Origin of the sequence: Streptomyces sp. AN091965, assembly GCF_022698285.1 — a bacterium.
GTDB lineage: Bacteria > Actinomycetota > Actinomycetes > Streptomycetales > Streptomycetaceae > Streptomyces.
Genome location: NZ_JALDMY010000001.1, coordinates 1684452 through 1707943 on the forward strand (window position 1 = coordinate 1684452; position 23492 = coordinate 1707943).

Below are 23492 nucleotides of genomic sequence, written 5' to 3' on the forward strand. Positions count from 1 at the left end.
TGGCGTGTTCCAAGGGGGTGGCGGGCGGCCCGCGGCGGACCGCCCGCCCCCCTCGGGCCCCCTAAGGGTCGGCCTCGGGGGGCCGTCAGGCCGTGCGCAGGACCTCGATGACGCTGGCGAAGCTGTCCCCGCCGTGCCCCGCGGCGCGCGTCCGCTCCATGAAGGCCTTCAGGAGCTCGGGCAGGGCGGTGTCGACGCCGCGGTCGGCCGCCGCGTGGACGAGGTGGTCGATCGCCGCGATCTGCACGTCGACGGTGGCGTCGTCACCCGGGTAGCTGCCCTCCTCCACCTGGGCCGCGTACCGGGTGATGAAGCCGCCCACGGCGCCGCCGAGCCAGCGCAGCGCGAGCGGCGCGAACTCCGTCGCCTTCGCCCCGTCGGCGCCCACGACCGCGGTCCCGTGCAGCCAGCCGCCGAAGGCCGCCCACATCAGGCCGAGCAGCGCCACGTCGTACAGCGGGGCGAAGCCCGCGTCCTCGCCGAGGAACAGCGGGTCGCCGAGCGCTTCGAGGGCGGGCCTGTGGGCGTCGAAGGCGGTCCGCGGGCCGCTGTAGAGGAACATCATCTCGGGGCTGCCGACGCCGGGCGGGGTGGTCATGACCGCGCCGTCCAGGTAGTCGACGCCGCGCTCGGCGGCCCAGGCGGCGAACTCCCGGGCCTGCTCGGGCGAGCCGGTGGTGAGGTTGACGAGCGTGCGGCCCGCGAGCGTGGCCGCGGCCGGGTCGACGACCGCGTGCAGCGCGTCGTAGTCGAGGACGCAGGCGATCACCAGGCCGCTGGCCGCCACGGCCTCCGTGGGGGTCGCCGCGACCCGGGCGCCGCGCGCGGCGAGCGCCTCCGCCTTCGCCGGCGTGCGGTTCCACACCGTGGTCTCGTGGCCGCGCTCCAGCAGGGCGGCGGCGAGGGCGGCGCCCATGTTGCCCAGGCCGATGACGGTGACGGGGGTGCGGTGTTCGGCGTTCATTGCGTGCTTGCTCCTTGCGCGTCCACCGGACGCGGTCGTGTCCGGACGACCGCCCGCGGCGGCGTCCGTGGTGATCCGGTACGAGAACCCTCGCAGCGGGCCGGGGAGCGGGACAGTGACAGCGGTGACGTCGGTCACCAAATTCCTGCCACCCCTCGGAGCGGCCGTACGCTCGCCGCATGAGCGCTGGTTCCGTCGCGGTGGTCGTGACCGAGGAGATCGGGGTCCCCTCCTGGGACCTGTACGAACTGAGCATCCCGTGCACGGTGTTCGGCAAGCCCCAGCCGGACCTCTCCGAGCACTGGTACGACCTGATGCTGTGCGGCACGGACACCGGCTCCGGCGCGCGGGACGCCGCCGCGCAGCCCTTCGGCGTCTCGGTGCGCACGCCGTACGGCCTCGACGACCTGGTCGACGCGGAGACCGTGATCGTCCCTTCGGTGCCGGACGCCTGCGTCGAGGAGGGCGCGCCCCTGCCGGACGGGCTCGTCGACGCGCTGCGCCGCGCCCACGCGGCGGGCGCCCGGATGGTGTCGCTGTGCAACGGCGCCTTCGCGCTCGCCGAGGCGGGGCTGCTCGACGGCCGCCGCGCCACGGCGCATTGGCAGCACACCGCCCAGCTGGCGGCGCGCTACCCGAAGGTCGAGGTCGACGACTCGGTCCTGTACGTCGACGAGGGGGACGTGCTCACCAGCGCGGGCCTGACGGCGGGGCTCGACCTGTGCCTGCACCTCGTCCGCCGCGACCTGGGCGCGCACGTCGCCAACCAGCTCGCGCGGCGCATGGTGGTGCCCGCGCACCGGCCGGGCGGGCAGGCGCAGTTCATCGACCTGTCGGTGCCCGCGGCCGACGACGCGAGCCTGAGCCCCGTCCTGGAGTGGGCGCGCGGGCGCCTCGACGAGCCGCTGACCGTCGACGACTTGGCGCGCCGCGCGGCGATGAGCCCGCGCACGTTCTACCGGCGGCTCCAGGCGGCCACCGGCACCACGCCCCTGCAGTGGCTCCTGAACCAGCGCCTGGCGCGGGCGCAGAGCCTCCTGGAGGCGACGGACCTGCCGGTCGAGAAGGTCGGCGAACTCAGCGGCCTCGGCACGGCGAACAACCTGCGCCACCACTTCCTCAAGCACGTGGGGGTGCCGCCCGGCGACTACCGCAGGGCGTTCTCGCAGACGGGCCGGGCGCCGGAGCCGCTGGCTAGGTGACCGCTCCCGGAGCCCGCGCGCGGACCCGGGCGAGCAGCGCCTCCTTGTCCGGCTTGCCGCTCGGCGCCACGGGCACGTCGGTGAGGACGGTCAGCGTGGACGGCAGCCCCGCGACGCCCAGTTCCGCCTCGACGTGCTCCCGTACGGCGTCGAGGGCGGGCGTGCGGCCCGGCGCCGCGACGACGAAGGCGTGGGCGGCCTCGCCCGTGCGCCGGTCCGGAGCGGCCACGACGTAGGCCCGGTCGACGTCGGGGTGGGCGGCGACGGCCCGTTCCAGGGCGCCGCAGTAGTGCACGACCGCGTTGACGATGGCGATGTCGCGGCTGCGGCCCGTCAGATGCAGAAAGCCCCGCGCGTCCAGGTGCCCCACGTCGCGGGTGCGCACCCAGCCGTCGCGGAGCACCTGGGCGGTCTCCGCCTCGTCGCGCCAGTAGTCGGTCATGGCGCAGGGCGTGCGTGCCCAGATCTCGCCGGTGGTGCCGGTCGGGACCGGAAGGCCCTCGGCGTCGCGCACGCTCAGTTCGGTGCGTGCCCAGGGGCGGCCGACGGAGGTGGCGGCCCCCTCGGGCCCGTGCGCGAGGTCGTCGGGCGTCAGGAGCGTGAGCATGCCCGTCTCGGTCTGGCCGTACGCCTGGTGCACGGCGGGGCCGATGCGCCGCACGGCCTCGGCGAGCGTGTGCGGGGCGAGCGGGGATCCGGCCACGATCAGGACCCGCAGGCCGCTGAGGTCGGTGGCGCGGCCGGGCCCGGTGCGCAGCGCGTCGAGCACGTGGTGCAGCCGGGGCACGGTCATCAGCAGGGCGGTGATCCGCAGGCGCTCGACGAGCCGGGGGAACTCCAGCGGGGGCGCGGGGATCACGGCGGTGCCGCCGCCGAGGAGACACAGGCCCAGGTGCTCGAACATGACGGCGCTGGTGAGGGTGCCGAACAGCAGGAAGCGCCGGTATCCGGCCGCGAGGCGCGCGATCCGCTCGTCCCCGTGGGCGGGCTGCCAGGACCAGTACGCGGTGAGCGCACGGTAGTCGAGGACACAGCCCTTGGGCCGGCCCGTGCTGCCGCTGGTGAGGTGCACCAGGGCGGCGTCGTGCGGGCGGCCGCGCGCGACGAGGCCGTCGCCGGGCAGCGGGCCGGCGTGCGGATGCGCCGCGAGCAGGTCGCTGTCGAGCCGCAGGACGGGGAGGTCACCGGCGGCGCGGAGCAGCTCGGGCGGCGGCGGGGCGGCGTCGGTGACGACCACGTCGACGTCGGCGGCGAGGACGTGCGCGAGCTGGGACGGCGTCAGGCCCGGTCGCAGGCCGGTCACCCGGCAGCCCAGCAGATGGGCCGCGATCTGCACGGCGAAGCCCTCGGGGGTGACGTCCGTGGCGAGGGCGACGGCGCGCCCCGGGCCGAGTCCCGCCGCGCGCAGCCCGGCCGCGCACCGGGTGATGAGCGCGAGCACCTCGCCGCGCGTGACGGCGCGGGAGCGGTGCTCGAAGGCCACGGAGGCGGGATGGCGGCGGAACGCGTCGATCAGGGCCTGCGGGAAGGGCAGTTCCGTCGAATTGCTCGCTTTGCGTCCGTTTTCCACGGGGCATCCGTTTCGGAGGATGAAACAGCGGCAGCGGGAATGAGGGTACAGAACAGGAAAGCGGCGTACGATCTCTGGCCGATTTTCGCCCGGGGGCCGACCGGCCAGGGTCACGGTATCGCTCGACCCTCTTCCCACAAGCCCCCATTCCCTGTGACGCACGCCACACCGAGGCGATCTGGCGGCCCACTTGAAGTATCAACTACCGTGATGTATCCGCTCGTTGAAGCCTCTCACCGGGGACGTCGGCGACGCTCACCGGAGACGGGAGCAAGGCGTGTCTGACGGTGGCTTGATTGACTACTTGATAGTCGGCGCGGGACCCGCGGGACTCCAGGCCGGATATTTCCTTGACCGCTCCGGCCACAGCTATCTCATCGTCGAGTCCGGAACGGCTCCGGGAACGTTCTTCACGCGTTTCCCGCGCCACCGGAAACTCATTTCGATCAACAAGGTGCACACCGGCTGGGACGACCCCGAGCTGCGGCTGCGCACCGACTGGAACTCGCTCCTCTCGCACGAGGGCGCCCCGCTGTTCACCGAGCGCACCCCGCGCTACTTCCCGGCCGCCGACGACATGGTCCGCTACCTGGCGGACTTCGCCGCGACGCACCGCCTCAACGTCAGGTACGCCACCCGGGTCAGCGAGATCAGCAGGCCAGGGCCGCCCGCGGGGACGGGCGACTTCATTGTCCGCACCGCCGACGGCGGCGTCCTGCGCGCCCGGCGCCTGATCGTGGCCACCGGCGTGAGCCGGCCCTACGTCCCCCGGGACATCGAGGGCGTCGAGACCGCCGAGCGGTACGACGAGGTGTCGGTCGACCCGGACGACTTCACGGGCCGGCGGGTGCTGATCATCGGGCGCGGCAATTCCGGCTTCGAGACGGCGGACAACCTGATCGAGACGGCCGCGGTCATCCATCTCGCCGGGCCGGGTTCGCTGCGCATGGCGTGGCAGACGCACTTCGTGGGACATCTGCGGGCGGTGAACAACAATTTCCTGGACACCTACCAGCTCAAATCGCAGAACGCGCTCCTCGACGGCCGGGTCCTGTCCCTGCGCAAGCAGCCCGACGGCACGTACGTGGCCGCGGTGAGCTTCGCCCGGGTCGACGAAGTGGTCAAGGAGATACCGTACGACCGCGTCATTCTCGCCACCGGATTCCGCTTCGACGCATCCCTCTTCGCCCCGGAATGCCGTCCACGCCTCACCGTCAACGACCGGTTTCCGGCGCAGACCGACGCATGGGAATCCGTCGACGTGCCGGACCTGTTCTTCGCGGGCACGCTCACCCAGGTGCGGGACTTCAAGAAATCGACCAGCGGATTCATCCACGGATTCCGTTACGGCGTCCGGGCGTTGCACCGCATCCTGGAACGCCGCTACCACGGCGTCCCCTGGCCGGGCAGGGAGCTTCCGGCCACCGCGGCGGCGGCCGCGGACGCCGTGCTCGCGCGCGTCAACCGCAGCTCCGCGCTGTGGCAGCAGTTCGGCTTCCTGGCCGACGCCCTGCTCGTCGGCACCGACGGCGGCCTGCGCTACTGCGAGGAAGTACCGGTCGACCACCTCCACCGCGCGGTCGCGCAGGGGCACTTCGGCGAGGTGGCGGAGTACGGCGCCGTCACCCTCGAGTACGGCGCCGACCACGACCGCGTCGACCCGTTCGACATCGGGGCGGGCCGGGTCGGGCAGCGCGACACCACCGGACTCGATGGCCGCTATCTGCACCCCGTCGTCCGCGCCTTCCGGGCCGGTGAGCTCCGGGCCGAGCACCACGTCACCGAGAACCTGGAGAACGAGTGGGACAGCGAGGAGGTCCACCGCGCCCCGCTCCTTGCCTTCCTGCGCGAGCACCTGGCGCGGGAGAGCGCGGGCCGCGCCTGATGTCCCGCATCGACGAGCTCCACGACCGCGCCCGCGCCGCGCTCGACCCCGTCCACTACGACTACTACGCCGGGGGCAGCGGAGCCGAGACCGCCCTCGCCGACAACGAACGCGCCTTCGCCGAACTGGCCCTGCTGCCCCGGGTCCTGCGCGGCAACGACCGGCGGGACACCGGGGTCGCGCTGCTCGGCGACCGGGCCTCGCTGCCGGTCGTCGTCTCCCCCACCGCCTTCCACCGCCTGGCCCACCCCGACGGCGAGCACGCCACCGCCCGCGCCGCCGCGCGGGCCGGGACCGTCCTGGTGACCAGCATGGCGGCCACGGTGGCCGTCGCCGACGTGGTGGCCGCGGCGCGGGCCGTGCGCGCGGACGCCGCCGTGTGGTTCCAGGTCTCCTTCCACCCGGACGACGACGTCACGACCGCCCTCGTGCGCCGCGCCGAGAAGGCGGGCTGCACGGCCCTGGTGGTCACCGTGGACACCCCGGTCTTCGGCCGCCGCGCCCGCGACGAGCGCAACGGTTTCCACGACCTGCCGCCGGGCCTCGCGCCCGAGAACCTGCGCGACCTGCCCGGCACCCCGCCGGGCGGCACCCTGCCCATCGCCATGTCACCGGAGTTCACCTGGCGGCACCTGCGCCGGCTGCGCGACCTCACCGACCTGCCCGTGGTACTCAAGGGAGTGCTGCACCCGCTGGACGCGCGTACCGCCGTGGACGAAGGGATGGACGCGGTCTGGGTGTCCAACCACGGCGGCCGCCAGCTCGACGCGGCGCCGGGGGCCGTCCGCGCGCTGCCGCGCGTCGCCGCGGCGGTCGCGGGGCGCGTGCCCGTGCTGCTCGACGGCGGGGTCCGCTCCGGAGCCGACGTCGCGGCCGCGCTCGCGCTCGGCGCCACGGCGGTCGGGGTGGGCAGGCCCGTGCTGTGGGGCCTCGCGGCGGACGGCGAGGCGGGCGTGCGGGAGGTCATCGAGCTGCTGCGCGCCGACTTCGACCACGTCCTCACCCTGTGCGGCGGGCGCGGGCCGGGCGACCTGACCGCCGACATGGTCGTCACCAGGGCGTGGCCGCCGCCGACGGGGCCCGACGAGCGGGCGGGGCAGGCGCGATGAGGTTCCGCACCGGGGCGGCCGCCGCCGGGCTCGCCGCGCTGTCGTCGCCGTACTGGCTGCCGTCCGCGGTCGTCGCGCTGCGGATGCGGATCTTCGCGCGGCTCGGGGGCGGCGAGGGGGTCCCGGTCCCGGGTGAGCAGGTGGGGCCCGACCGGTTCGAGGAGCTGTACGGGCATCCGGCGGCGGGCGGCCGCAGCCGGGGAGCCGCGCTGTCCGACCTGTTCTGGTACTGGCTCGCGCCCGGCGCCGACGTCCACCAGGAACACCTGGAGGCCGGTCCGCGCTACGACGAGGTGGCCCGCACCACCCTGGCGATCCTCGCCGGGCCCGCCGCGGACCTCTCGCGCGCCGCGGCCCGCTGCACCGCCGCCGTCCTCGACGAACTGGGGACGGGCCGGGCCACCCTCGTGCGGCTGCGCGACCTGATGATGCCCGTGTGGGCGGAGTTCTTCCACGAGCGCGTCTTCCACGAGCCGTGCCCGCCCGGGGTGCGCCGCCTGATCACCGACCACGCCGACGACGTGGTGAGCGCGCTCAAGTGCACCCGCCCGCGCCACCTGCGGCGCAGGCACCGCCTCACCCGGTACCTGGCGCGCCGCGTCGCCGCCGGAGCCGTGCCGCACGCGCTGCCGCGCTCCCTGACCGCGCACGAGCGGGCGTACTACCTCCAGGGCACGTTCTTCAACACGGCCGTGGTGCAGCTCTCCGAGGCGATGGCCCATCTGCTGCTCGCCCTCGCCGAACACCACGACGTACAGGACCGCGTGGCGCGCGCGCCGGACGACGACCGCTATCTGGACCACGTCATCGACGAGACGTTCCGGCTCTATCCCCTCTTCGGCGTCGCCCACCGCATCACCACGGCCGACATCACCCTCGGCAACGGCCCCACGCTGCCCGCCGGTTCGGTGCTCTGCTTCAGCTATCCCGCCTACCACGCCACCGGGTACGCGGACCCGGAGGTCTTCGCGCCGCACCGCTGGGAGACGCGCACGGCCAGGGGCGCCCACCACATCCCCTTCGGCGTCGCCGCCAACCGGCCGTGCCCGGCCTGGCGGCTCGCCCCCGTCGTGATGCGCGCGGCCGCGCGCGAGGTGCTGCGCCGCTACGCGCTCGACTCGGCGGTCTCCCACACCCGGTCCATCCCGCACCGCGCGCCCTGCCTCCTGGTGCCGCGCGGGCGGCCACTGACCCAGCCGTGGGCACGCGGCGCCCGCGCGTTCCTGCGGGTCAGGGACCGCTTCGAGGACGTCGGGCGGGCACCGGCACAGCTCGTGCTCGGCACCTGGATGGTGCTCGACGCCCGCCGCCACCGGCTCGCCACGACGTACTTCGCGACCCACGACACCGAGGGGCGGCCGCTCGCCGCGCACCCCGGCCCGGGCTCTCCCGGGTGTCCCCACCTGTCCGACTGAGGCCCACCGTCCCCAGCCGTCCCGAGTCGAAGGGCGCGGACCATGTCCACCACCGAACTCGGCCCCGCCTTCTTCCTCGCCGTCGTGGTGATCCTCGTGACCTGCCGGATCACCGCGCTGGCGCTGCGCGGCCTGGGGCAGCCGCCCGTCGTCGGCGAAATGGTCGCCGGGGTGCTGCTCGGGCCGTCCCTGCTCGGCCTTCTCGCGCCCGGCGTCGAGGAGGAGCTGTTCCCCGAAGCGCTGCGCCCGGTGCTCTTCGTGGCCGGGCAGATCGGCCTGGTCGTCTTCATGTTCCAGGCCGGGTACGAGCTGCGCGCCGACCGGCTGCGGCCGGTGGCCCGGGCGGCCGGGGTGATCTCGGCCGCGGGCATGGTCGTACCGCTCGCGCTCGGCACCGGTCTGGCGTGGGCCGTGCACCCTATTGTCGACATCCTGCCCGGCGACGCCCCGGTGCCGGTCTCCTGTCTGTTCGTGGGTGTCGCCCTGGCCATCACGGCGTTCCCGATGCTGGCCCGGATCATCACCGAACGCGGTCTGACGGGTACCAGGTTCGGCTCCATCTCGCTGGCCGCGGGCGCCGTCGACGACGCCGTCGCGTGGGTGCTGCTCGCCGGCGTCCTGAGTCTGTCGCAGGACAGCGCGGGGCCGTTCGCCAAGGCGGTGGCCGGGACGCTCGGCCTGTTCCTGATGCTCGCGCTGCTGTTGCGCGCCCGGGAGCCGGTCGCGCGCCGCCTGGAGCGGCTCGCCCCCGAGCGGACGCTGCTGCTCGTCGTCCTCACGCTGTTCCTCGCCGCCTGGTACACGGACACGATCGGCCTGTACGCCGTCTTCGGGGCGTTCAGCCTCGGCGTGGTCTTCCCGCGCTGTGCCGCGGTGGACCGTGCGGTCGGCGCCCTCGCGCCCGCGGGCCAGATCGTCTTCCTGCCGCTGTTCTTCACGTACTCGGGCCTCAACACCGACTTCGGCCTGCTCACCGGGCCGACGCTGCTCCTGGTCACGGCCGCGTGCGTGGCCGCCGCCGTCCTGGGCAAGTTCGGCGCGTGCTGGCTGGCCGCGCGGGCCGTCGGTGAGGAGCGGGGGGTCGCGCTGCGCGTGGGCACCCTGATGAACGCGCGCGGCCTGATGCAGCTCATCGCCATCAACGTCGGGCTCTCCGCGGGCATCGTGACGCAGCGGATGTTCTCGATGCTCGTGGTCGTCGCGCTCGTCACGACGCTGATGGCCACCCCCATCCTGAGCCTCTGGGACCGCCGCGACCGCACGGCACGGCCCCCCGCGGCCGACTCCCGCGAACCTGTTCAGGAACTGGCTCCGAAGGCGGCCGAAACAGGCCCGTGACGGCCCTGCGCGGGGCCGTCACCGGGCGTACGGGGCGGACCGCGCAGCCCCGGTCACCCGGTCCGCCCACGCCCCGCACACGCCTGTACGCACGTTCACCATATGCCTCCTGAGCTGGGACTTCGTAGCGTCCGACGGTACTGTCCAGGGACATCGCGAAAGGGGATCGGATGCACCGGGACGCACGCGCAGCCGAGCGGAACATACGCAGTGTCGAGGACGTACTGGAGCTCATGGACGGCCTGTTCGCACCGGAGGCCGACCGCTGGACGGCGGACGCGGCCGACTGGTGGGACGGGTTCTACACCGACCGGTCCAAGCCGGTGCCGTTCTTCGTGGACAAGCCCGACGCACACCTGGCCGCGCACCTGGACTCCGGGCTCGTCCAGCCCGGCCGCGCCCTCGACCTCGGCTGCGGCCCGGGGCGCAACGCGCTCCACCTGGCCGCGCGCGGCTTCACGGTGGACGCCGTCGACCTGTCACCGGCGGCGCTCGCCTGGGCCGGGGAGCGGGCCCGCGAGGCCGGGGCCGACGTGCGCTTCCACCACGGCGACGCCTTCGCGCTCGGCCCGGACGTCCTGCGCGGACCGTACGACCTGGTCGTCGACTCGGGCTGCTTCCACCATCTGCCGCCGCACCGGCGCGTCAGCTATCTCGCGCTGCTCGACCGGGTGCTCGCGCCCGGCGGCCATCTGGCGCTGACCTGCTTCGCGGCGGGCGGCATGGGCTCGGAGCTGTCCGACACCGACTTCTACCGGCAGGCGCGGCTGCACGGCGGCCTCGCGTACTCCGCCGAGTCGCTGCGCTGGATCTTCGCCGACCTCACGGAGGTCGAGCTGCGCCGGATGCGCGACGAGCCGCCCGGGTCACCGCACTTCGGCGAGCCCTTCCTGTGGGCGGGCCTGTTCCGCAGGGACGCCTAGCGGATCGCCTCACGGCCCGGCCGCGCGGGGCCCTGCACCCTTCGGTGCGGGGCCCCGCTTCCGTAGGTGGAGAAGCTCAACCCAGAGCTGCGCCGAAGGATGCACGCCCGCGTCACCCGGGCGCACGACGCACCGGGCCGGCCGCGCCGGAAGAGTGAAGGGCGACCAGAGACGCGATCCCGCCTCCGCTCGGCGGCGGGCGACGGAAGGGGCCCGCGATGGACGTCTGCGCGACAGGGGATGCCCGGGGCGGCGGTACGCGGCCGTCCGGGGCGGGGGGCGACCGGCACGGCCCGCGCCGCCGGGCGGGGTTCGGCGCGGCGCCCGGCGCGGCGGGGTGTGCGGTGCTCGTGGCGGCGCTGCTCAGCCCGGGGTCCGCGGGAGCCGCAGAGGCCACGACGCCTCACGGCCCGGTTCTCGACGCGCCCGAGGGCACGGCCCTGCTGCCCAACCTCGACGACGACACGCGCCGCTGCCGACTGCGCCCCGGCGACCTCGACCGCCTCGACGTGGCCGTGGACCGGCGGCTCGCCGCGTGCCACGACGCGGCCGACGACGTCGTCAACGGCCCCGAGGACCTCAAGGACTTGACACCCGTACGGGTGCGGCCGACCCGGGCCGGGGCGGACGCGGGCGGCCGCGTCACCGTGCCCGCGGCGCAGCGCCCGTACGTACGGATCTTCGTGGAGCGGGGCGGCCGGTACGTCCCGCTCGGTGGCGAAGGGCGCCTCACGGCAAGGGAGTTGCGCCACGGGGTACAGCTCGCCGTGGAGGGGCGCGACATCGTGCGCGACACCCGCCGGTGGGACGGCGACGTCGCCCTCACCCTCACCACGGCGGGCGCGGAGCCCCGGCGCGCCACGCTGACCCTGCGCATGACGCCGGTCCTCCTCCAGCACGACCTCCAGCGCGCCCGGCACGTCTTCGCCGCCGCGCCCGGCCCCGGCGCCCCGGACAGCGGGCATCCCGCCGAGGTGCCGGTCAGCACGCGACCGCCGGGGCAGTGGCGGGAGTTCGCCGACTCGCTGCGCGCAGCGACCCGCGCCGCGGGCCTGCCCGACCGCGAACTGCGCTTCCAGGCGGGCTCGTCGCGGTGGTGGCGGGACATCTGGCGCCAGGACGTCGCCGAACCCGGCTACGTCAGCAAGCCGACGCCCGGCGGCACCCCGCACACGATGCGCGTCCTGCTGCGCTCCCCCAACCACTGGAAGTCCGCCGACGGCCGCCGGGAGAGCCTGCGCCGGGCGGGGCGGCTGCTCTTCCGCGATCTGCGCGGGCCGGGCGTCGGCGTCGTCCAGCAGTACACGACCCGCCGCGGCCCCGGCGTCGACGAACTCCTCAACTTCACCGGCAACTTCGAGTCCCTGCCCCCGTACCCGGGACACCCGCGGGGCCGGATCGTGTACGGCGCGACCGCGGGGCGCCACCCCGACCCGTCGTTCACGCGCATGCTCCGCGCCCAGCGGCAGCAGGAACCCGTCGTCCTCGACACGTCCTGGCTGTTCGCCGGGCACGCCGACGAGACCGTGCACGTCGTCCGGGCCGACAACGCGCGCGGCTGGACGCTCGCGGTGTCCGACCCGCGCCTCGCGCTCGACCTGCTGCGCGAGGCGCGGCGCGCCGGTGCGGGCGAACAGCGCCTGTTCGCGGACACGGTCGCGCCGGACAAACCGACCGTCGACGCGTACCTGCGACACGAGGCCGCCGAGGGCGACAACGCGGACGCGGCCCGGCACATCGACGGGCAGCTGAAGGTGCTCCTGCGCGAGACCGGCCTGCGCGCGGACGAGCTCGTCCGCCTCCCCGTGCTGTACGCCCGCATCGACGCCGGGCCCGGCGGACCGCGCCGCCACATCGCCTTCTCCCCCGCGCTCGCCAACGGCCTGTCCCTGACCGCCCGCGACTACGCGGCTCCGGCCCCGCACGGACCGCGGGTGCGCGGGCGCGACCTGTTCCGGGACACGGCCGAACGCGCCCTGACGGCCGGCGGCGTGCGGGTGCGCTGGGTGGAGAACTTCTCCTGGGCGCATCTGAGCCTGGGCGAGGTGCACTGCGCGACCAACGCGCTGCGCGAGATCACGCCCTGACGCGACACGCACCGGCCCCCGCGTGGCTCCTCCAGGCCTCCCACGGGTCTCTTACGGGCCTCCGGCAGGACGGGCCCCTATAGGGCACAGCCGCCCCGCTGCCAAGCGATCGACGGATTCATCATGCTCTCGCGTGACACCGCCGACCCGACGGGCCGTGTCCCGGAACAATGGCGCCCATGTCTGACGACTGGAAGCGGCAGATCGACGCGCTCCACTCCGAGTTGGTACGCCGCGACGACCCGGCCGCGTGGGTCAGCGAGGCCGACGCCCTGGACGCCTCCTACCTCTATCCCCATCTCGCGGTGCGCGGCCCGGTGTTCGGGCTCGCCGCGCGCGAGCCGGGCGACGAGACGGACTGGCGGCTCCTCAACGACGTGATGGACGGCACGCCCCAGCAGGCCCGGGACGGCCTCAACTCCCTGCTGTGGTTCAGGGCGAAGGACGACGCGGACGGCCGCGCCGAGCGCCGGGCCCTGCTCGCCGCCGTGGCCCGCCTGGAGCAGGAGCGGGTGAACGAGGTCACCGTCCTCGGCACCCGCTACCGCGTCGTGCGCGGCGAGGAGTTCGCGCGCGCCGGTGACGACGGCCTCGAACCCCCGCGCCCCACCGACCCGGAACCCACCGTCCCCTCGTGGGACCAGCGGCCCTCGCCGCCCTCCCACGACGCGGGCTTCGCCCTCGCCCCCGGCCGCGACAGCGGCGTCATGGCGGGCGCGCTGCGGCTCGCGCTGCGCGGCTTCACGTACGCGGGCGACGACTGTCCCCCGGCGGTCCGCGAGGAGGCGCGCCGGGCCGTACGGGACTATCCGGAGGTGGTGCTCCTGCCCGTCAGCTTCGGGGTCGCGGAGCGCCGCGGCGAACGCTGGCGGCCGCGCGGCGCCCTCATGCCGACCCCGCACGACGCCCGCCGCCTGCTCGTCCACGGCCTGACCGAGTTCTGGCCGCTCCTGTACGACCTCGACGACGCCGACCGCGCCGCGTTCGCCCACGCCGCCGACCGGTTCAAGTCGGCGGGCCGCGCCAACGAGGTCGTCGTCCGCGACCAGTGCTTCCGCATCTGCCGCGTGGAACGCATGGTCCGCGTCGGTCCCGACGGCCCCGAGCCCGCCCGCCCCTCGGACGTGGAGACGACCGACCCGATGAAGCTGCACCCGACGATGGACGAGGACGGGGCCATCCACTACGACGACTGACACACCACCGCACCCACGCCGACCGCCGGGCCGTCCGCGGCGTCCGGCTCCCCGCCGGACCGACGGGCGGGGGGACTCCTTTGCGCATCCCCCTGCACCACGGCGCACTCCCTCGATTCGAGGCACACCCCGGCCCTGTGCGACCATGACTCCGTGTTGGAGCTAGCCATCCTGGGAAGCCTCGCCGAAGGGCCGTTGCACGGTTATGAGCTGCGGCGTCGGGTCGAGCGGCTCTCCGGGCACACGCGGCCGGTGAGTGACGGGAGTCTGTATCCGGCGATCAACCGGCTCGTCGGGCGCGGGCTGCTGGGGCGGCACAGCGAGCCGGGTGCGGCGGCCACCAGGCGGCAGGTGCTGACGCTCAACGACGCCGGGCGCGAGCGGCTCCTCGCGTGGCTGCGCGACCCCGCGCCGCACGAGATCACCGACTCCACGCGGTTCTTCACCGTCCTGGCGTTCCTCTCGCTGCTGCCCGACACCGCGCAGCAGCACGCGGTCCTGCGGCGGCGCCTGGAGTTCCTGGAGACCCCCGCCAGCTTCTTCTACGACGGCGACCGCCCGCTCAGCGCCGAGGAGGTCGAGGACCCCTACCGCCGCGGCATGCTCCTCACCGCGCGGGCCGTCAACCGCGCGGAGGTCGCCTGGCTGCGGGAGGTCCTGGACGGCGCCCCCGACGCCTGAGCGGGCACGCGCCCGCGGACCGTCCGGGCAACCGGACGAACCGCCGCGGATATCCGGCGGCCGAGCCGGGTAGGGAACCCGGTCCGACGTGCGGCGCACATCGAGGTTGCGGCGTCCGCCCCGGTTCTGGTTGCGTCACGCGGGCGGCCACGAGAACCGCGGCCCGACCGACTTCCCGCCCTGACGGAGTGCTGATGACCATCGAACCGAGGACGACGACCCCCCGCGCCGAGGACACCGCGGCCCGCTGGCTGCGGCGCCCGCAGCCGCGCCCCGCCGCGCGGACCACCCTGGTGTGCTTTCCGCACGCGGGCGGGACCGCGTCCTTCTTCACCCCCTGGGCCCAGCTGATGCCGCAGCACGTGGAGCTGGTGGCGCTGCAGTACCCGGGCCGTCAGGACCGGCTCGGGGAGCGGCCGATCGCCACGATGTCCGACCTGGCCAACGCCGTCGCGGAGGTGCTGCGCACCGGCATACGCCCCGACCGCGAACTGATCCTCTTCGGGCACAGCATGGGTGCCGCGCTCGCCTGGGAGACCGCGCTGCGCCTGGAGGCCGGGACGGGGCCCGCGCCGCGGCGGCTCTTCGTCTCCGGGCACGAGGGCCCGAGCCGCAAGCGCCGCGGCACGGTGCACCTGCTGCCCGAGGAGCAGTTCGTCGGGAAGATGAAGGAGCTGGGCGGCACCGACCCCCGCCTCCTGGACGAGCCGGAGCTGCGCGAGATGGTGCTGCCCGCGGTCCGCGCCGACTACCGCCTCATCGAGACCTACCGCCCGGACCTCGACGCCCGGCTCCGCTGCCCGATCGGCGTGTTCACCGGCGACCAGGACTCCGAGGTGACCACGCAGGACGCGCAGGCGTGGCGCGAGGCGAGCCTCGGCGGCGACTTCTTCACCCAGGTGTTCCCCGGTGACCACTTCTACCTCGCGGACCACGCCGCCCGCATCGTCGCCGAGATGTTCGGCGCCCGCTCGAACGCCGGACACGGCCAGGGCTGAGCGGGCGCCGGACACGGCGAGCGGCGGGAGACGGTTCAGACCGCGGCGCGCTCCGGCTCCGACTCCGCCACCTTCGTGAGCACCTGCGCACGCGGCGCGTGCGCCGCCCGCAGGCCGACCAGGGCGACCGCCACCACCAGGAGGAACGCCCCGCCCGCGATGGCGAAGCTCAGGGTGAACTGGCTCTCCTCGGGCAGCGCGGGCATCCCGGCGGGCAGCTCGATGGTCTTCGACGCGAGGAGGGTGGTGATCATCGCGCTCGCGATGGCGCTGCCCACCGAGCGGGAGATCGAGTTGATGCCGTTGGCGATGCCGGTCTGGTGGGCCGGGACGCTGGCGACGATGAGCGCGGGCATGGAGGCGTAGCCGAAGCTGATCGCCAGGCCGACGACCATGCCCGCGCCGATCACGGAGGCGCTGGTGTCGTGGGCCAGGGTCAGCCAGGCGAAGCCGAGCACGCCGAAGGCCGCGCCGACGGCGAGCGTGACGCGCGCCCCGATCCGGCGCACCAGGACGCCGCCGAACTGGGCGCCGACCAGGGAGACGAGCGTGGTCGGCAGCAGATAGACGACGGAGGCGCCGAGCACGGAGGCGCCGAAGCCGTAGCCGGCCACGTCCTCGGGCATCTGCACGAGGTACGAGACGCCGATGAACTGGGCGAACATCGCGAAGCCGAGCAGCAGGCCCGCCAGGTTGGTGAAGAGCACCGGGCGGTGCGTGAACATCTTCATGTCCACCATCGGCTCCTTGACCCGGTTCTCGGTGAGGACCCACACGCCCGCCATCACGACCGCCCCGGCGAAGGAGCCGAGCGTACGGCCCGACGTCCAGCCCCACTCGTGGCCCTGCGAGATCGGCAGGAGCAGCAGGACGAGGAGCAGCGCCAGGGTGAGCGCGCCCAGCCAGTCGGTCCTGCCGCCCGTCGTGGCGCGGGAGGCGGGCACGACGAAGATCACGCCGACGAGGGCGACCACGGCGAGGACGACCGCGAGCCAGAAGACCCGGTGGTAGTCCGGGTCGTCCCCCTGGGTGAGGAGCCCCGCGCCGACGAGGGCGAGACCGCTGCCGAACGCGAGGGTGCCGCTGACCAGGGCCATCGCCCCGTGCAGCTTCTCCGGCCGGATCTCCTCACGCAGCACGGACAGGGCCAGCGGGAAGATCGCCGTGGCCGCTCCCTGGAGGACGCGGCCGACGATGAGCCAGGTCAGCGAGGTCGTGGTGGCGGCGAGCACCGAGCCCGCGATCATCACGAGGAGCACGCCGACGAGCGTGGGCTTCTTGCCGTGCTGGTCGCCGAAGCGGCCGAGGAGCGGAGTGAAGACGGCGGCGGACAGGAGCGTGGCCGTGGTCACCCAGCTGACGTTGGCCGTGGTGGCGCCGAGGTCGTTCTGGATGATCGACAGGATCGGGACGACCAGGGTCTGCATCATCGATACGACCATGGCGGCGAGCCCCAGGACCAGGACGATCGAGGTCTGCCCCGAGGGGCGTGACGTCCCCGTGCGGTGTGCGTGAGACACGGAATCTCTTCCCAACTGCTTAAGAACCTAGAAACTTGAGAACCTCAAGCAACCGCATCACTGTAGGGGCCATTGTTTGAGATGGTCAAGTTTTAGGGCGTAAGATGGGCCCATGCCAGAAACTCCACGCGTCGGCACCGGCCAGCTGATGGAGCTGCTCTCGGTGTCGCTCGGCGCCTACTACGGCGACTTCACGGCCGCGGCCGCCCGCGAGAACCTCACGGCAAGCCAGGGCAAGACCCTGAGCGTGCTGCGCCGCGGCCCGGCCGCGATGCGCGTCCTCGCCGGGATCCTGGCCTGCGACGCCTCGAACATGACGGGGATCGTCGACCGCCTGGAGAAGCGCGACCTGGTGCGCCGCGAGCCCAGCCCCGGAGACCGGCGCGTCAAGAACGTCGTCCTCACCGCCGAGGGCGAGCGCGTCATCGACGCCATCCGCGCGAACATGCGCACCACGCTCGCGGGCCTGGACGCCCTCGACGACGCGGAGCGCACCGCCCTGCACGACCTGCTGAGCCGCGTCTTCACCGCCGGGCCGGGCGAGGCGTCCTAGGGCTGCGGGCGGCCGCGGTCAGGCCGTTCCCCGTGCCCACCGGGTCAGTGTCTCCCCCACCGCCGCACTGGCCAGGTAGTTCGCCGCCAGGTGGAAGTCGAAGGCGTGGATGGTCTCGTGGGTGTCGGTCTCCACCCCGTGGAAGTACCGGGAGACGCCCCGTACCGGCAGGGCGACCAGGTCGCCGAGGTCGGCGATGTTGACCCAGCGGCGCACCGACGGCGGGCGCTCGCCGGCGTCGTCGGCCGGTGCGGGGGCGAGGCGGGGGAAGACGGCGTGCGGCAGGGCGAGGGGCGAGCCGAGCGTGAGGAAGAGGTCCACCTCGTGCTCGCGCCGCGCCCACAGCGCTTCGTAGGCGACGACGGAGCCGAGCGAATGCGCGATGACCACGTGGGGCCGCTCGCGGGCGATCACCTCCGCCACCGCGTTCCGCGCGTCGTCCCTGGCCGGGGAGCCGCTGCGCAGATACGTGGCCACCTCGCCGAAGAAGCGCGCCACGAACCGCTCGACGAGCTGTGGGGACAGCCGCCGCCGCGCGGCCAGCCAGCCGAGCGCCTGCCGCACGGGCCAGGTGCCCGGGCCCTGGTCCTCCTCGTCCGGGAGGCCCAGCTCCTCCAGCCAGAGCCGGACCAGGTGCTCGGCGTCGTCCGGCAGGTCGTCCAGGTCCACGTCCTCGCCCTGGGCGTCCTCGTCCTGGACGTGGTCCGCGTAGTAGGCGACGGTCAGCTCCGCCGCCGTCATGAGGGCGCCGCCCGGGCCCCGGGCCAGATGGCGCCGCCAGATCCCGGTCAGCCGCGCCGACGCGTCCTTCGCGGACTGTCCCGGCTGGTAGTTCCCCACACCGTGTACGCCGACGATCCGCACGGCACCCCCATGGTCGCCCCCGCCCTTGGCGCGCCGTGGACGGGCGATCTCCTTTGCCCACCGGTCCGTTGAGCTTCCTGCACAATAGTGTCCGGACCCGATTCGCCGGGGCCGAAGCCGACTCTTGGGTCAGAAGGAGAACGATGCGCGAGGTGGCCCGGTTCCCTCTGGCCAGCGGCGGGATCGCGAGCGTGGAGGTCGAGGACCAGGAGTACGGCGCGCGCCCGGTGTCCCGCTCCCACCACGGCTACATCGAGGCCGCGAGCAGTCTGGACCAGGCCATGGACCAGATCCGCGAGGTCGCAAACGCCATGGTGCGCCCCCTGCGGGACATCCAGCCCCGGCCCGACGGCGTCGAAGTGGCCTTCGGTGTACGCCTCAACGCGGAAGCGGGGGCCCTGATCTCCAGCAACGTGGGCGAGAGCCACTTCCAGGTCACCCTCACCTGGCGGGCCGCGCCACCCGGCGAGACCGTCGTCTGACCGCGGGCCGCCCGGCAGCCGACCCGAGCGAGACATGACCGACCCGACCGAGCCTCCCCCAGCGCCGCACGGACCGGACGCGGGCCCTGCCGACGGGAGCCCCGCCGAGCGCTCCCTCGTCATCTCCGTGGGCGCCTTCCGGCCCCCGGCGGCCGCCCCCGCCGACGAGGAGGCCCCGCCCGGCTTCCGCCCGCTGCGCTTCGCCCACCGCCGCAGCGGTGCCGTCGCCGCCGCGCTGTCCGCGCTCGGACACCGCCTGCACGGCGACGGCGTCCTCACCGACCCGGCGCTCGCCGAGACCCACGGCGCCCTCGACGAGGCCCTGCGCGCCACGCCCGTCGCGGGCGGCCTGGTCGTCCACGTGCTCACCCACGGCCACACCGACGACCAGGGCGGCCTCTACCTCGCCATGACCGACAGCGGCCCGTACGACGGACTCGACGTCGAGGCCTGGCTGCGCGCGGTCGAGCGCCGCCCCGACCACCCCTCCGTACTGCTGCTCCTCGACGTCTGCCACGCCGGTTCGGCCGTCGACTGGCAGTGGGTCGCGTGGCGGACGCGGCTGCGCGCCGAGCGCCGCAAGACCTGGGTGCTCGCCGCGTCGGCGGCGGACGAGAAGGCCTACCAGGGCCGGTTCAGCCAGGCCGTCGCCGAGGTCCTGCGGCGCATCCACGCCGACGGCCTGGGGGCCGACCCCGGGGTCGAGTTCGTCCCCGTCCCGCTGATCGCGCGGGAGATACGCAGGACCCTCGACGCCCTGTGGCGCGCGGAGGACGGCAGGCCGCAGCACCTGGACTCCACGCCGCTCGCCCTGGGCGAGGAGCCCGCCCTGCGGCTCTTCCGCAACCCCCGCTACCGCTCGACGCCGCTGGCCCGCCTCCGCCTGCACACCGAGGACTCCCTGCGCGGCTTCCTCGCCGAGCTCGACCCCGTGCTCGACGCCCAGCACTACCTGGGGCGCGCCTTCGGCGCGCACCGGGTGGCCGAGCGGTCGGTGTGTCTGTTCACGGGCCGCCAGGAGGAGTTGACGCTGCTCACGCCGTGGGTGGACGGCAGCATCGACGACGTCTTCCTGCGCGTGGTCACCGGCAGCCCCGGATCGGGGAAGTCGGCCCTCCTCGGCATGCTGGTGTGCGCCGCCCATCCGGACCTGCGCCCGCTGCTCGTCGACCGGCTGCCGCCGGACCTGCGGCTGCCCGGACGCGGGACCTCGTTCGCCGCCGTGCACGCGCGCGGCCGGGGCCCCGCCGAGCTCGCCGCCTCCCTGGCCGGGCAGTTGGGGCTCGGCGCCGGGGGCGGGGCGTGGACCGCGGCCGACGTCGTGGGCGCGCTGCGGCAGCGGGTTTCACAGGGCGGGGCGCCCGCCGTGATCGTGGTCGACGCCCTCGACGAGGCGGCCCATGTGCCGGACACCGTGGCCTTGTTGCTCCTCCCGCTCGCCCGGGCCCGCAGCGTCGACCGGGGCCGGCGGCGCGGCGGGCAGCCGGTGTGCCGCCTCCTGGTGGGCACCCGGGACGTGCCCGACGCGGCCCCGCTGCTCACCGAGGCCCAGCGGCACGGCGGAGTCCTTGACCTCGACGCCGGGTCCGCCACCGCGCTGCGCACCGACGTGGCCCGCTACCTCCTGCGCCACCTGGAACGGGATCCCGCGTACGACACCGCCGCCCAGGCGGGCCTTCGGGGCGAGCTCAGCCTGCGGATCGCCGGGGCCCTGGTGCCCGACGCCCGCGCCGCAGGCCCGGCGCGGGGCGGCGCGCCGGGGGCGTACCTCCTGGCGAGTCTGTACCTCCAGCATCTGCTCACCGCCCGCGAGCCCGTGGGCCCCGGCGCGGTCGACCGGGTGGTGGCGGAGGTGCCGCGCGACGTGCCCGACGTACTCGCCCTGCACTTACGGCAGTTGGGGGACGCCTGGGCCCGGCCCGTGCTCACGGCCCTCTCCCACGCCGGGCATCCGGGCCTGCCCGCCGAACTGGTCCTCGCCCTGGCGCCGCTGATGGACGGCGCGCCCGCCACGGGGACGGACCGGGCGACCGTCGCGCAGGTCCTCGCCGACCTCGCGTTCTACCTGCGGCGTTCGGTGGACACCGACGGCACGACCCTGTACCGCCTCTTCCACCAGGAGCTGGTCGACCACCTCAAGGCGGCGCCGGTGTCGGCGCACTCCGTGCACCTGGCCCTGCTCGCACCGCTGCGGCCCGCCGGGTCCGACGCCGTGGACTGGGCCCTCGCGCTGCCCTACCACCTGCGTCACCTGATCGAGCACGCCGCCGCCGCGGGGCTGCGCGACACGCTCCTCGCGGACCCCGGGTTCCTGGCGCACGCCGACCCGGCCGGGCTGATCCGGCACCTCGACGCCGCCGAGAGCGCGGAGGCGCGCGAACTGGCGGGCGTGTACGGCATGTCCGCCGACCGGCACCGCCACGCGGACCCCGCGGCGCGGCGCTCCGTCCTGGCCGTCGACGCGGCCCGGTCGCGGAACGCCGGGCTCGTGCGGCGCCTCACGCGCTCCCCCGGGGCCGCGCCCGCCGCGTGGACGCCCTCCTGGTTCTCCGGACGGCTGGGCCGTCCGGTGTCCGGCACGGTCGTGACCACCCAGCGGACCGTCACCGCGCTGGCCGTCGGCGAGTCCGCCGGTCGCCCGGTGGCGCTCAGCACGGACGGCGCCGCACTGCGTCTGTGGGACCTGTGGACGGGGCAGTCCCTCGGCCTGCCGCTGACGGGCCACACCCGTCCGGTGCGCGCGGTCGCCTTGGGGCGGCTCGGCACCCGGGCGTACGGCCTGACCGGAGCGGGCGACGCCACCGTCCGCCTGTGGGACCTGGAGGAGCAGCGCCCCCACGGCCCCGCGCTGCGGGGGCACCGGGGGTCGGTGACCGGCGTGGCCTTCGTCGCGGTCGACGGGGCCGCACTCGTCCTGTCCGCCGCGACCGACGGCACGCTGCGGCTGTGGGATCCCCACCAGGGTCGGCCCGTCGGCCCGGTCGTCACCACCGGCACGGCGCCGGTGCGTGCCCTCGCGGTGCTCGACGATCCCGGCGCGCCGGTCGCCGTCACCGCGGACGACGACGGGGCGGTACGGCTGTGGAACCTGCGGCGGCGCGCCGCGCTGGGCGCCCCGCTCCCGGACGCCCCCGCGCGGATCACGTCCCTGGCCGCCGCGCCGTGCGGCCGGGGCCGTGCGCTGGTGCTCGCGGCGGGCCCCGACCGCGCCTGCCTCTGGAACGTCGGCCTCGACAGCGCGGGGGACGCTCCCGGAGACGACCCGGTCCTCGTCGTGGGCCCGCCGTCCGTGCTCCCCGCCGCCACGGGGCCGGTGGGTCTGCTGGCCGCCGCCCACCGTGGCCCGGCCGTCGCCGTCACTCCCCGGGCCGAGAGCCTCGCCCTGCGGACGCTGCCCGACGGCGCGGAGCGGGTCGTCGGCGGTCATGCGCGGGCGGTCACGGCCCTGGCGACGAGCGTGCTGGACGGTCGGCGCGTCGTACTGACCGGCAGTCAGGACACCACCATCCGGCGCTGGCACCCGGACTCCCCGACGGCACCGCCCGAACACGGCCATCCCGGTCTGGTCACCGCCCTGGCCTGCGGCACCGTCGGCGGTGTGCGCGTGACCGCCGTCGCGGCCGACAGCGAGATCTGTCTGCGCGAGCTCGCGGGCGGCCGCGTCCTGCGCCGCCTCGACACCGGCCACGGCATCGTCACCGGTGTGGCGTTCGCCCGCACGTCCCGGCGTACGGTCCTCGTCAGCGTGGGCACGGACCGGGCCGTGCGGGTCACGGACCCGGGCGGGGAGCAGGTCGTGCCGCCGCTGACCGGGCACACCGGCCGCGTCGACGCGCTGGCCGTCGGCCGCGTCGACGGCGGGCCCGTCGTCGTCACCGGCGGGGTCGACCACAGCATCGCCGTCTGGGACGTGCGGGGCCGGAGCCTGCTCGGGCGACACGTGTCCGCGCACGACGCGCCGGTCACCGGCGTCGCCGTCGCCCCGGCGGCGGACGGCTCCGCGACCGTGGTCTCCTGCGGCGACGACCGGACCGTCAGGCTCTGGCGCCTGACCTCCGAAGGGCTCTTCCCCCGGCGCGTCATCCGCCAGGAGGGCCCGGTCAACTCCGTGGCCCTGCGCCCCTCCGTGGCCGGGCCGGTCGCCGTCACCGTCGGCAGCGACCACGCGATCCGCCTCTGGGACACCGCCGACGGGAGCCCGCTCGGCCCGCCCCTCGCGGGGCACACCGCCGCCGTGACCGGCGTCGCGGTGGGGCGCTGCCAGGGGGTCCCGGCCGCGTTCACCCTGGGGGCCGACGCCACCGTGCGCGCCTGGGACCTGCACGGCCGCCGCCCCCTGGCCCTGCTCGAACTGCCCGAGCCCGGCACGGCGTTGACCTGGGCGCCGGGCCGGGGACTGTTGATCGGCATGGGCCGGGACGTCCTGCTGCTCCGCGAAACGCCTCGCTGAGCCCCCGGGGCGCGCCCGCGGCGAGCGCACAACCTTGCCCGCGCTCCGTGCCGGCCGTCGTCCTCTCCGGGCTCCCGCAGACCGGAGAGGTGTTCAACTCGGTGCCCGAGCACCGCTTTTCCCGGACCGGGGCGAGCGCGCCGACGGCATCCGGCTCGCCTCGGGACTCCCGCTATGAGGACGGCGCGGCCGTCGCCCTCCCCCCGCGCACACTGCCGGGCGTCTCGGCCGCCGGGAGATACGCGGTCACGCTCA

The 23492-nt window shown here is 74.9% G+C and carries 17 protein-coding genes; 13 read left to right on the forward strand and 4 right to left on the reverse strand.

Going from position 1 to position 23492, the window contains the following annotated elements:
* Positions 1-85: 85 nt before the first annotated feature.
* Positions 86-964, reverse strand: a complete 879-nt coding sequence (locus MQV74_RS06535; RefSeq protein ID WP_242715077.1) for an NAD(P)-dependent oxidoreductase — start codon at positions 962-964, stop codon at positions 86-88.
* Positions 965-1164: 200 nt separating this feature from the next.
* Between MQV74_RS06535 and MQV74_RS06540 the strand changes: the two genes are divergently transcribed.
* A complete protein-coding gene (locus tag MQV74_RS06540) occupies positions 1165-2166 on the forward strand; it encodes a helix-turn-helix domain-containing protein (RefSeq protein ID WP_441349352.1) in 1002 nt (333 codons plus the stop codon).
* Here the strand turns inward: MQV74_RS06540 and MQV74_RS06545 are convergent.
* Positions 2159-3736, reverse strand: coding sequence for a class I adenylate-forming enzyme family protein (locus tag MQV74_RS06545; RefSeq protein ID WP_242715079.1), 1578 nt, complete (start codon positions 3734-3736; stop codon positions 2159-2161). The two genes, MQV74_RS06540 and MQV74_RS06545, sit on opposite strands and share 8 nt — an antisense overlap.
* Before the next feature lie 277 nt (positions 3737-4013).
* Between MQV74_RS06545 and MQV74_RS06550 the strand changes: the two genes are divergently transcribed.
* From MQV74_RS06550 to MQV74_RS06590, 9 genes are all read left to right on the forward strand, one after another.
* On the forward strand, positions 4014-5621 hold the full coding sequence (locus tag MQV74_RS06550) for an NAD(P)-binding domain-containing protein (RefSeq protein ID WP_242715080.1): 1608 nt from the start codon (positions 4014-4016) through the stop codon (positions 5619-5621).
* Positions 5621-6730 carry an alpha-hydroxy acid oxidase gene (locus MQV74_RS06555; RefSeq protein WP_242715081.1) on the forward strand — a complete coding sequence of 370 codons (1110 nt, stop codon included), beginning with the start codon at positions 5621-5623 and terminating at the stop codon, positions 6728-6730. Before MQV74_RS06550 ends, MQV74_RS06555 begins: the two co-directional genes overlap by 1 nt.
* Positions 6727-8145: a cytochrome P450 gene (locus MQV74_RS06560; protein WP_242715082.1), complete on the forward strand. Its 1419-nt coding sequence runs from the start codon at positions 6727-6729 to the stop codon at positions 8143-8145. The genes MQV74_RS06555 and MQV74_RS06560 overlap by 4 nt, the downstream gene beginning before the upstream one ends.
* A 42-nt stretch (positions 8146-8187) precedes the next feature.
* The gene (locus MQV74_RS06565; protein ID WP_242715083.1) at positions 8188-9483 is read left to right on the forward strand and encodes a cation:proton antiporter; all 1296 of its coding nucleotides are present in this window, start codon (positions 8188-8190) and stop codon (positions 9481-9483) included.
* A gap of 170 nt (positions 9484-9653) precedes the next feature.
* Positions 9654-10406 (forward strand): class I SAM-dependent methyltransferase, encoded by a 753-nt coding sequence (locus MQV74_RS06570; RefSeq protein WP_242715084.1) that lies wholly within the window; start codon positions 9654-9656, stop codon positions 10404-10406.
* Positions 10407-10624: 218 nt separating this feature from the next.
* Positions 10625-12493: a protein-arginine deiminase domain-containing protein gene (locus MQV74_RS06575; RefSeq protein ID WP_242715085.1), complete on the forward strand. Its 1869-nt coding sequence runs from the start codon at positions 10625-10627 to the stop codon at positions 12491-12493.
* A 179-nt stretch (positions 12494-12672) separates the two neighbouring features.
* Positions 12673-13689: a DUF5954 family protein gene (locus MQV74_RS06580; protein ID WP_242715086.1), complete on the forward strand. Its 1017-nt coding sequence runs from the start codon at positions 12673-12675 to the stop codon at positions 13687-13689.
* A 153-nt stretch (positions 13690-13842) separates the two neighbouring features.
* Complete coding sequence (locus MQV74_RS06585; RefSeq protein ID WP_242715087.1) at positions 13843-14370, forward strand: PadR family transcriptional regulator; 528 nt, start codon at positions 13843-13845, stop codon at positions 14368-14370.
* A 194-nt stretch (positions 14371-14564) separates the two neighbouring features.
* Complete coding sequence (locus tag MQV74_RS06590; protein ID WP_242715088.1) at positions 14565-15368, forward strand: thioesterase II family protein; 804 nt, start codon at positions 14565-14567, stop codon at positions 15366-15368.
* A gap of 35 nt (positions 15369-15403) precedes the next feature.
* Here MQV74_RS06590 and MQV74_RS06595 read toward each other — a convergent pair whose 3' ends face one another.
* Positions 15404-16888 carry an MFS transporter gene (locus tag MQV74_RS06595; RefSeq protein ID WP_242715089.1) on the reverse strand — a complete coding sequence of 495 codons (1485 nt, stop codon included), beginning with the start codon at positions 16886-16888 and terminating at the stop codon, positions 15404-15406.
* Between the two features lie 112 nt (positions 16889-17000).
* Here MQV74_RS06595 and MQV74_RS06600 point away from each other — a divergent pair, with 112 nt between their 5' ends.
* Positions 17001-17441 carry a MarR family winged helix-turn-helix transcriptional regulator gene (locus MQV74_RS06600; protein ID WP_242715090.1) on the forward strand — a complete coding sequence of 147 codons (441 nt, stop codon included), beginning with the start codon at positions 17001-17003 and terminating at the stop codon, positions 17439-17441.
* Between the two features lie 18 nt (positions 17442-17459).
* Here MQV74_RS06600 and MQV74_RS06605 read toward each other — a convergent pair whose 3' ends face one another.
* The gene (locus tag MQV74_RS06605) at positions 17460-18305 is read right to left on the reverse strand and encodes a serine peptidase (protein WP_242715091.1); all 846 of its coding nucleotides are present in this window, start codon (positions 18303-18305) and stop codon (positions 17460-17462) included.
* A 143-nt stretch (positions 18306-18448) separates the two neighbouring features.
* Here MQV74_RS06605 and MQV74_RS06610 point away from each other — a divergent pair, with 143 nt between their 5' ends.
* On the forward strand, positions 18449-18787 hold the full coding sequence (locus MQV74_RS06610) for a CU044_2847 family protein (protein ID WP_242715092.1): 339 nt from the start codon (positions 18449-18451) through the stop codon (positions 18785-18787).
* Between the two features lie 34 nt (positions 18788-18821).
* On the forward strand, positions 18822-23237 hold the full coding sequence (locus tag MQV74_RS06615) for an AAA family ATPase (protein ID WP_242715093.1): 4416 nt from the start codon (positions 18822-18824) through the stop codon (positions 23235-23237).
* Positions 23238-23492 lie beyond the last annotated feature (255 nt).

Excerpts from the sequence above, each read along its gene's own strand:
- MQV74_RS06535 (WP_242715077.1), bottom strand. The coding sequence starts at position 964 with ATGAACGCCGAACACCGCACCCCCGTCACCGTCATCGGCCTGGGCAAC.
- MQV74_RS06555 (WP_242715081.1), top strand. The coding sequence starts at position 5,621 with ATGTCCCGCATCGACGAGCTCCACGACCGCGCCCGCGCCGCGCTCGAC.
- MQV74_RS06560 (WP_242715082.1), top strand. The coding sequence starts at position 6,727 with ATGAGGTTCCGCACCGGGGCGGCCGCCGCCGGGCTCGCCGCGCTGTCG.
- MQV74_RS06565 (WP_242715083.1), top strand. The coding sequence starts at position 8,188 with ATGTCCACCACCGAACTCGGCCCCGCCTTCTTCCTCGCCGTCGTGGTG.
- MQV74_RS06570 (WP_242715084.1), top strand. The coding sequence starts at position 9,654 with ATGCACCGGGACGCACGCGCAGCCGAGCGGAACATACGCAGTGTCGAG.
- MQV74_RS06575 (WP_242715085.1), top strand. The coding sequence starts at position 10,625 with ATGGACGTCTGCGCGACAGGGGATGCCCGGGGCGGCGGTACGCGGCCG.
- MQV74_RS06580 (WP_242715086.1), top strand. The coding sequence starts at position 12,673 with ATGTCTGACGACTGGAAGCGGCAGATCGACGCGCTCCACTCCGAGTTG.
- MQV74_RS06590 (WP_242715088.1), top strand. The coding sequence starts at position 14,565 with ATGACCATCGAACCGAGGACGACGACCCCCCGCGCCGAGGACACCGCG.
- MQV74_RS06600 (WP_242715090.1), top strand. The coding sequence starts at position 17,001 with ATGCCAGAAACTCCACGCGTCGGCACCGGCCAGCTGATGGAGCTGCTC.
- MQV74_RS06610 (WP_242715092.1), top strand. The coding sequence starts at position 18,449 with ATGCGCGAGGTGGCCCGGTTCCCTCTGGCCAGCGGCGGGATCGCGAGC.
- MQV74_RS06615 (WP_242715093.1), top strand. The coding sequence starts at position 18,822 with ATGACCGACCCGACCGAGCCTCCCCCAGCGCCGCACGGACCGGACGCG.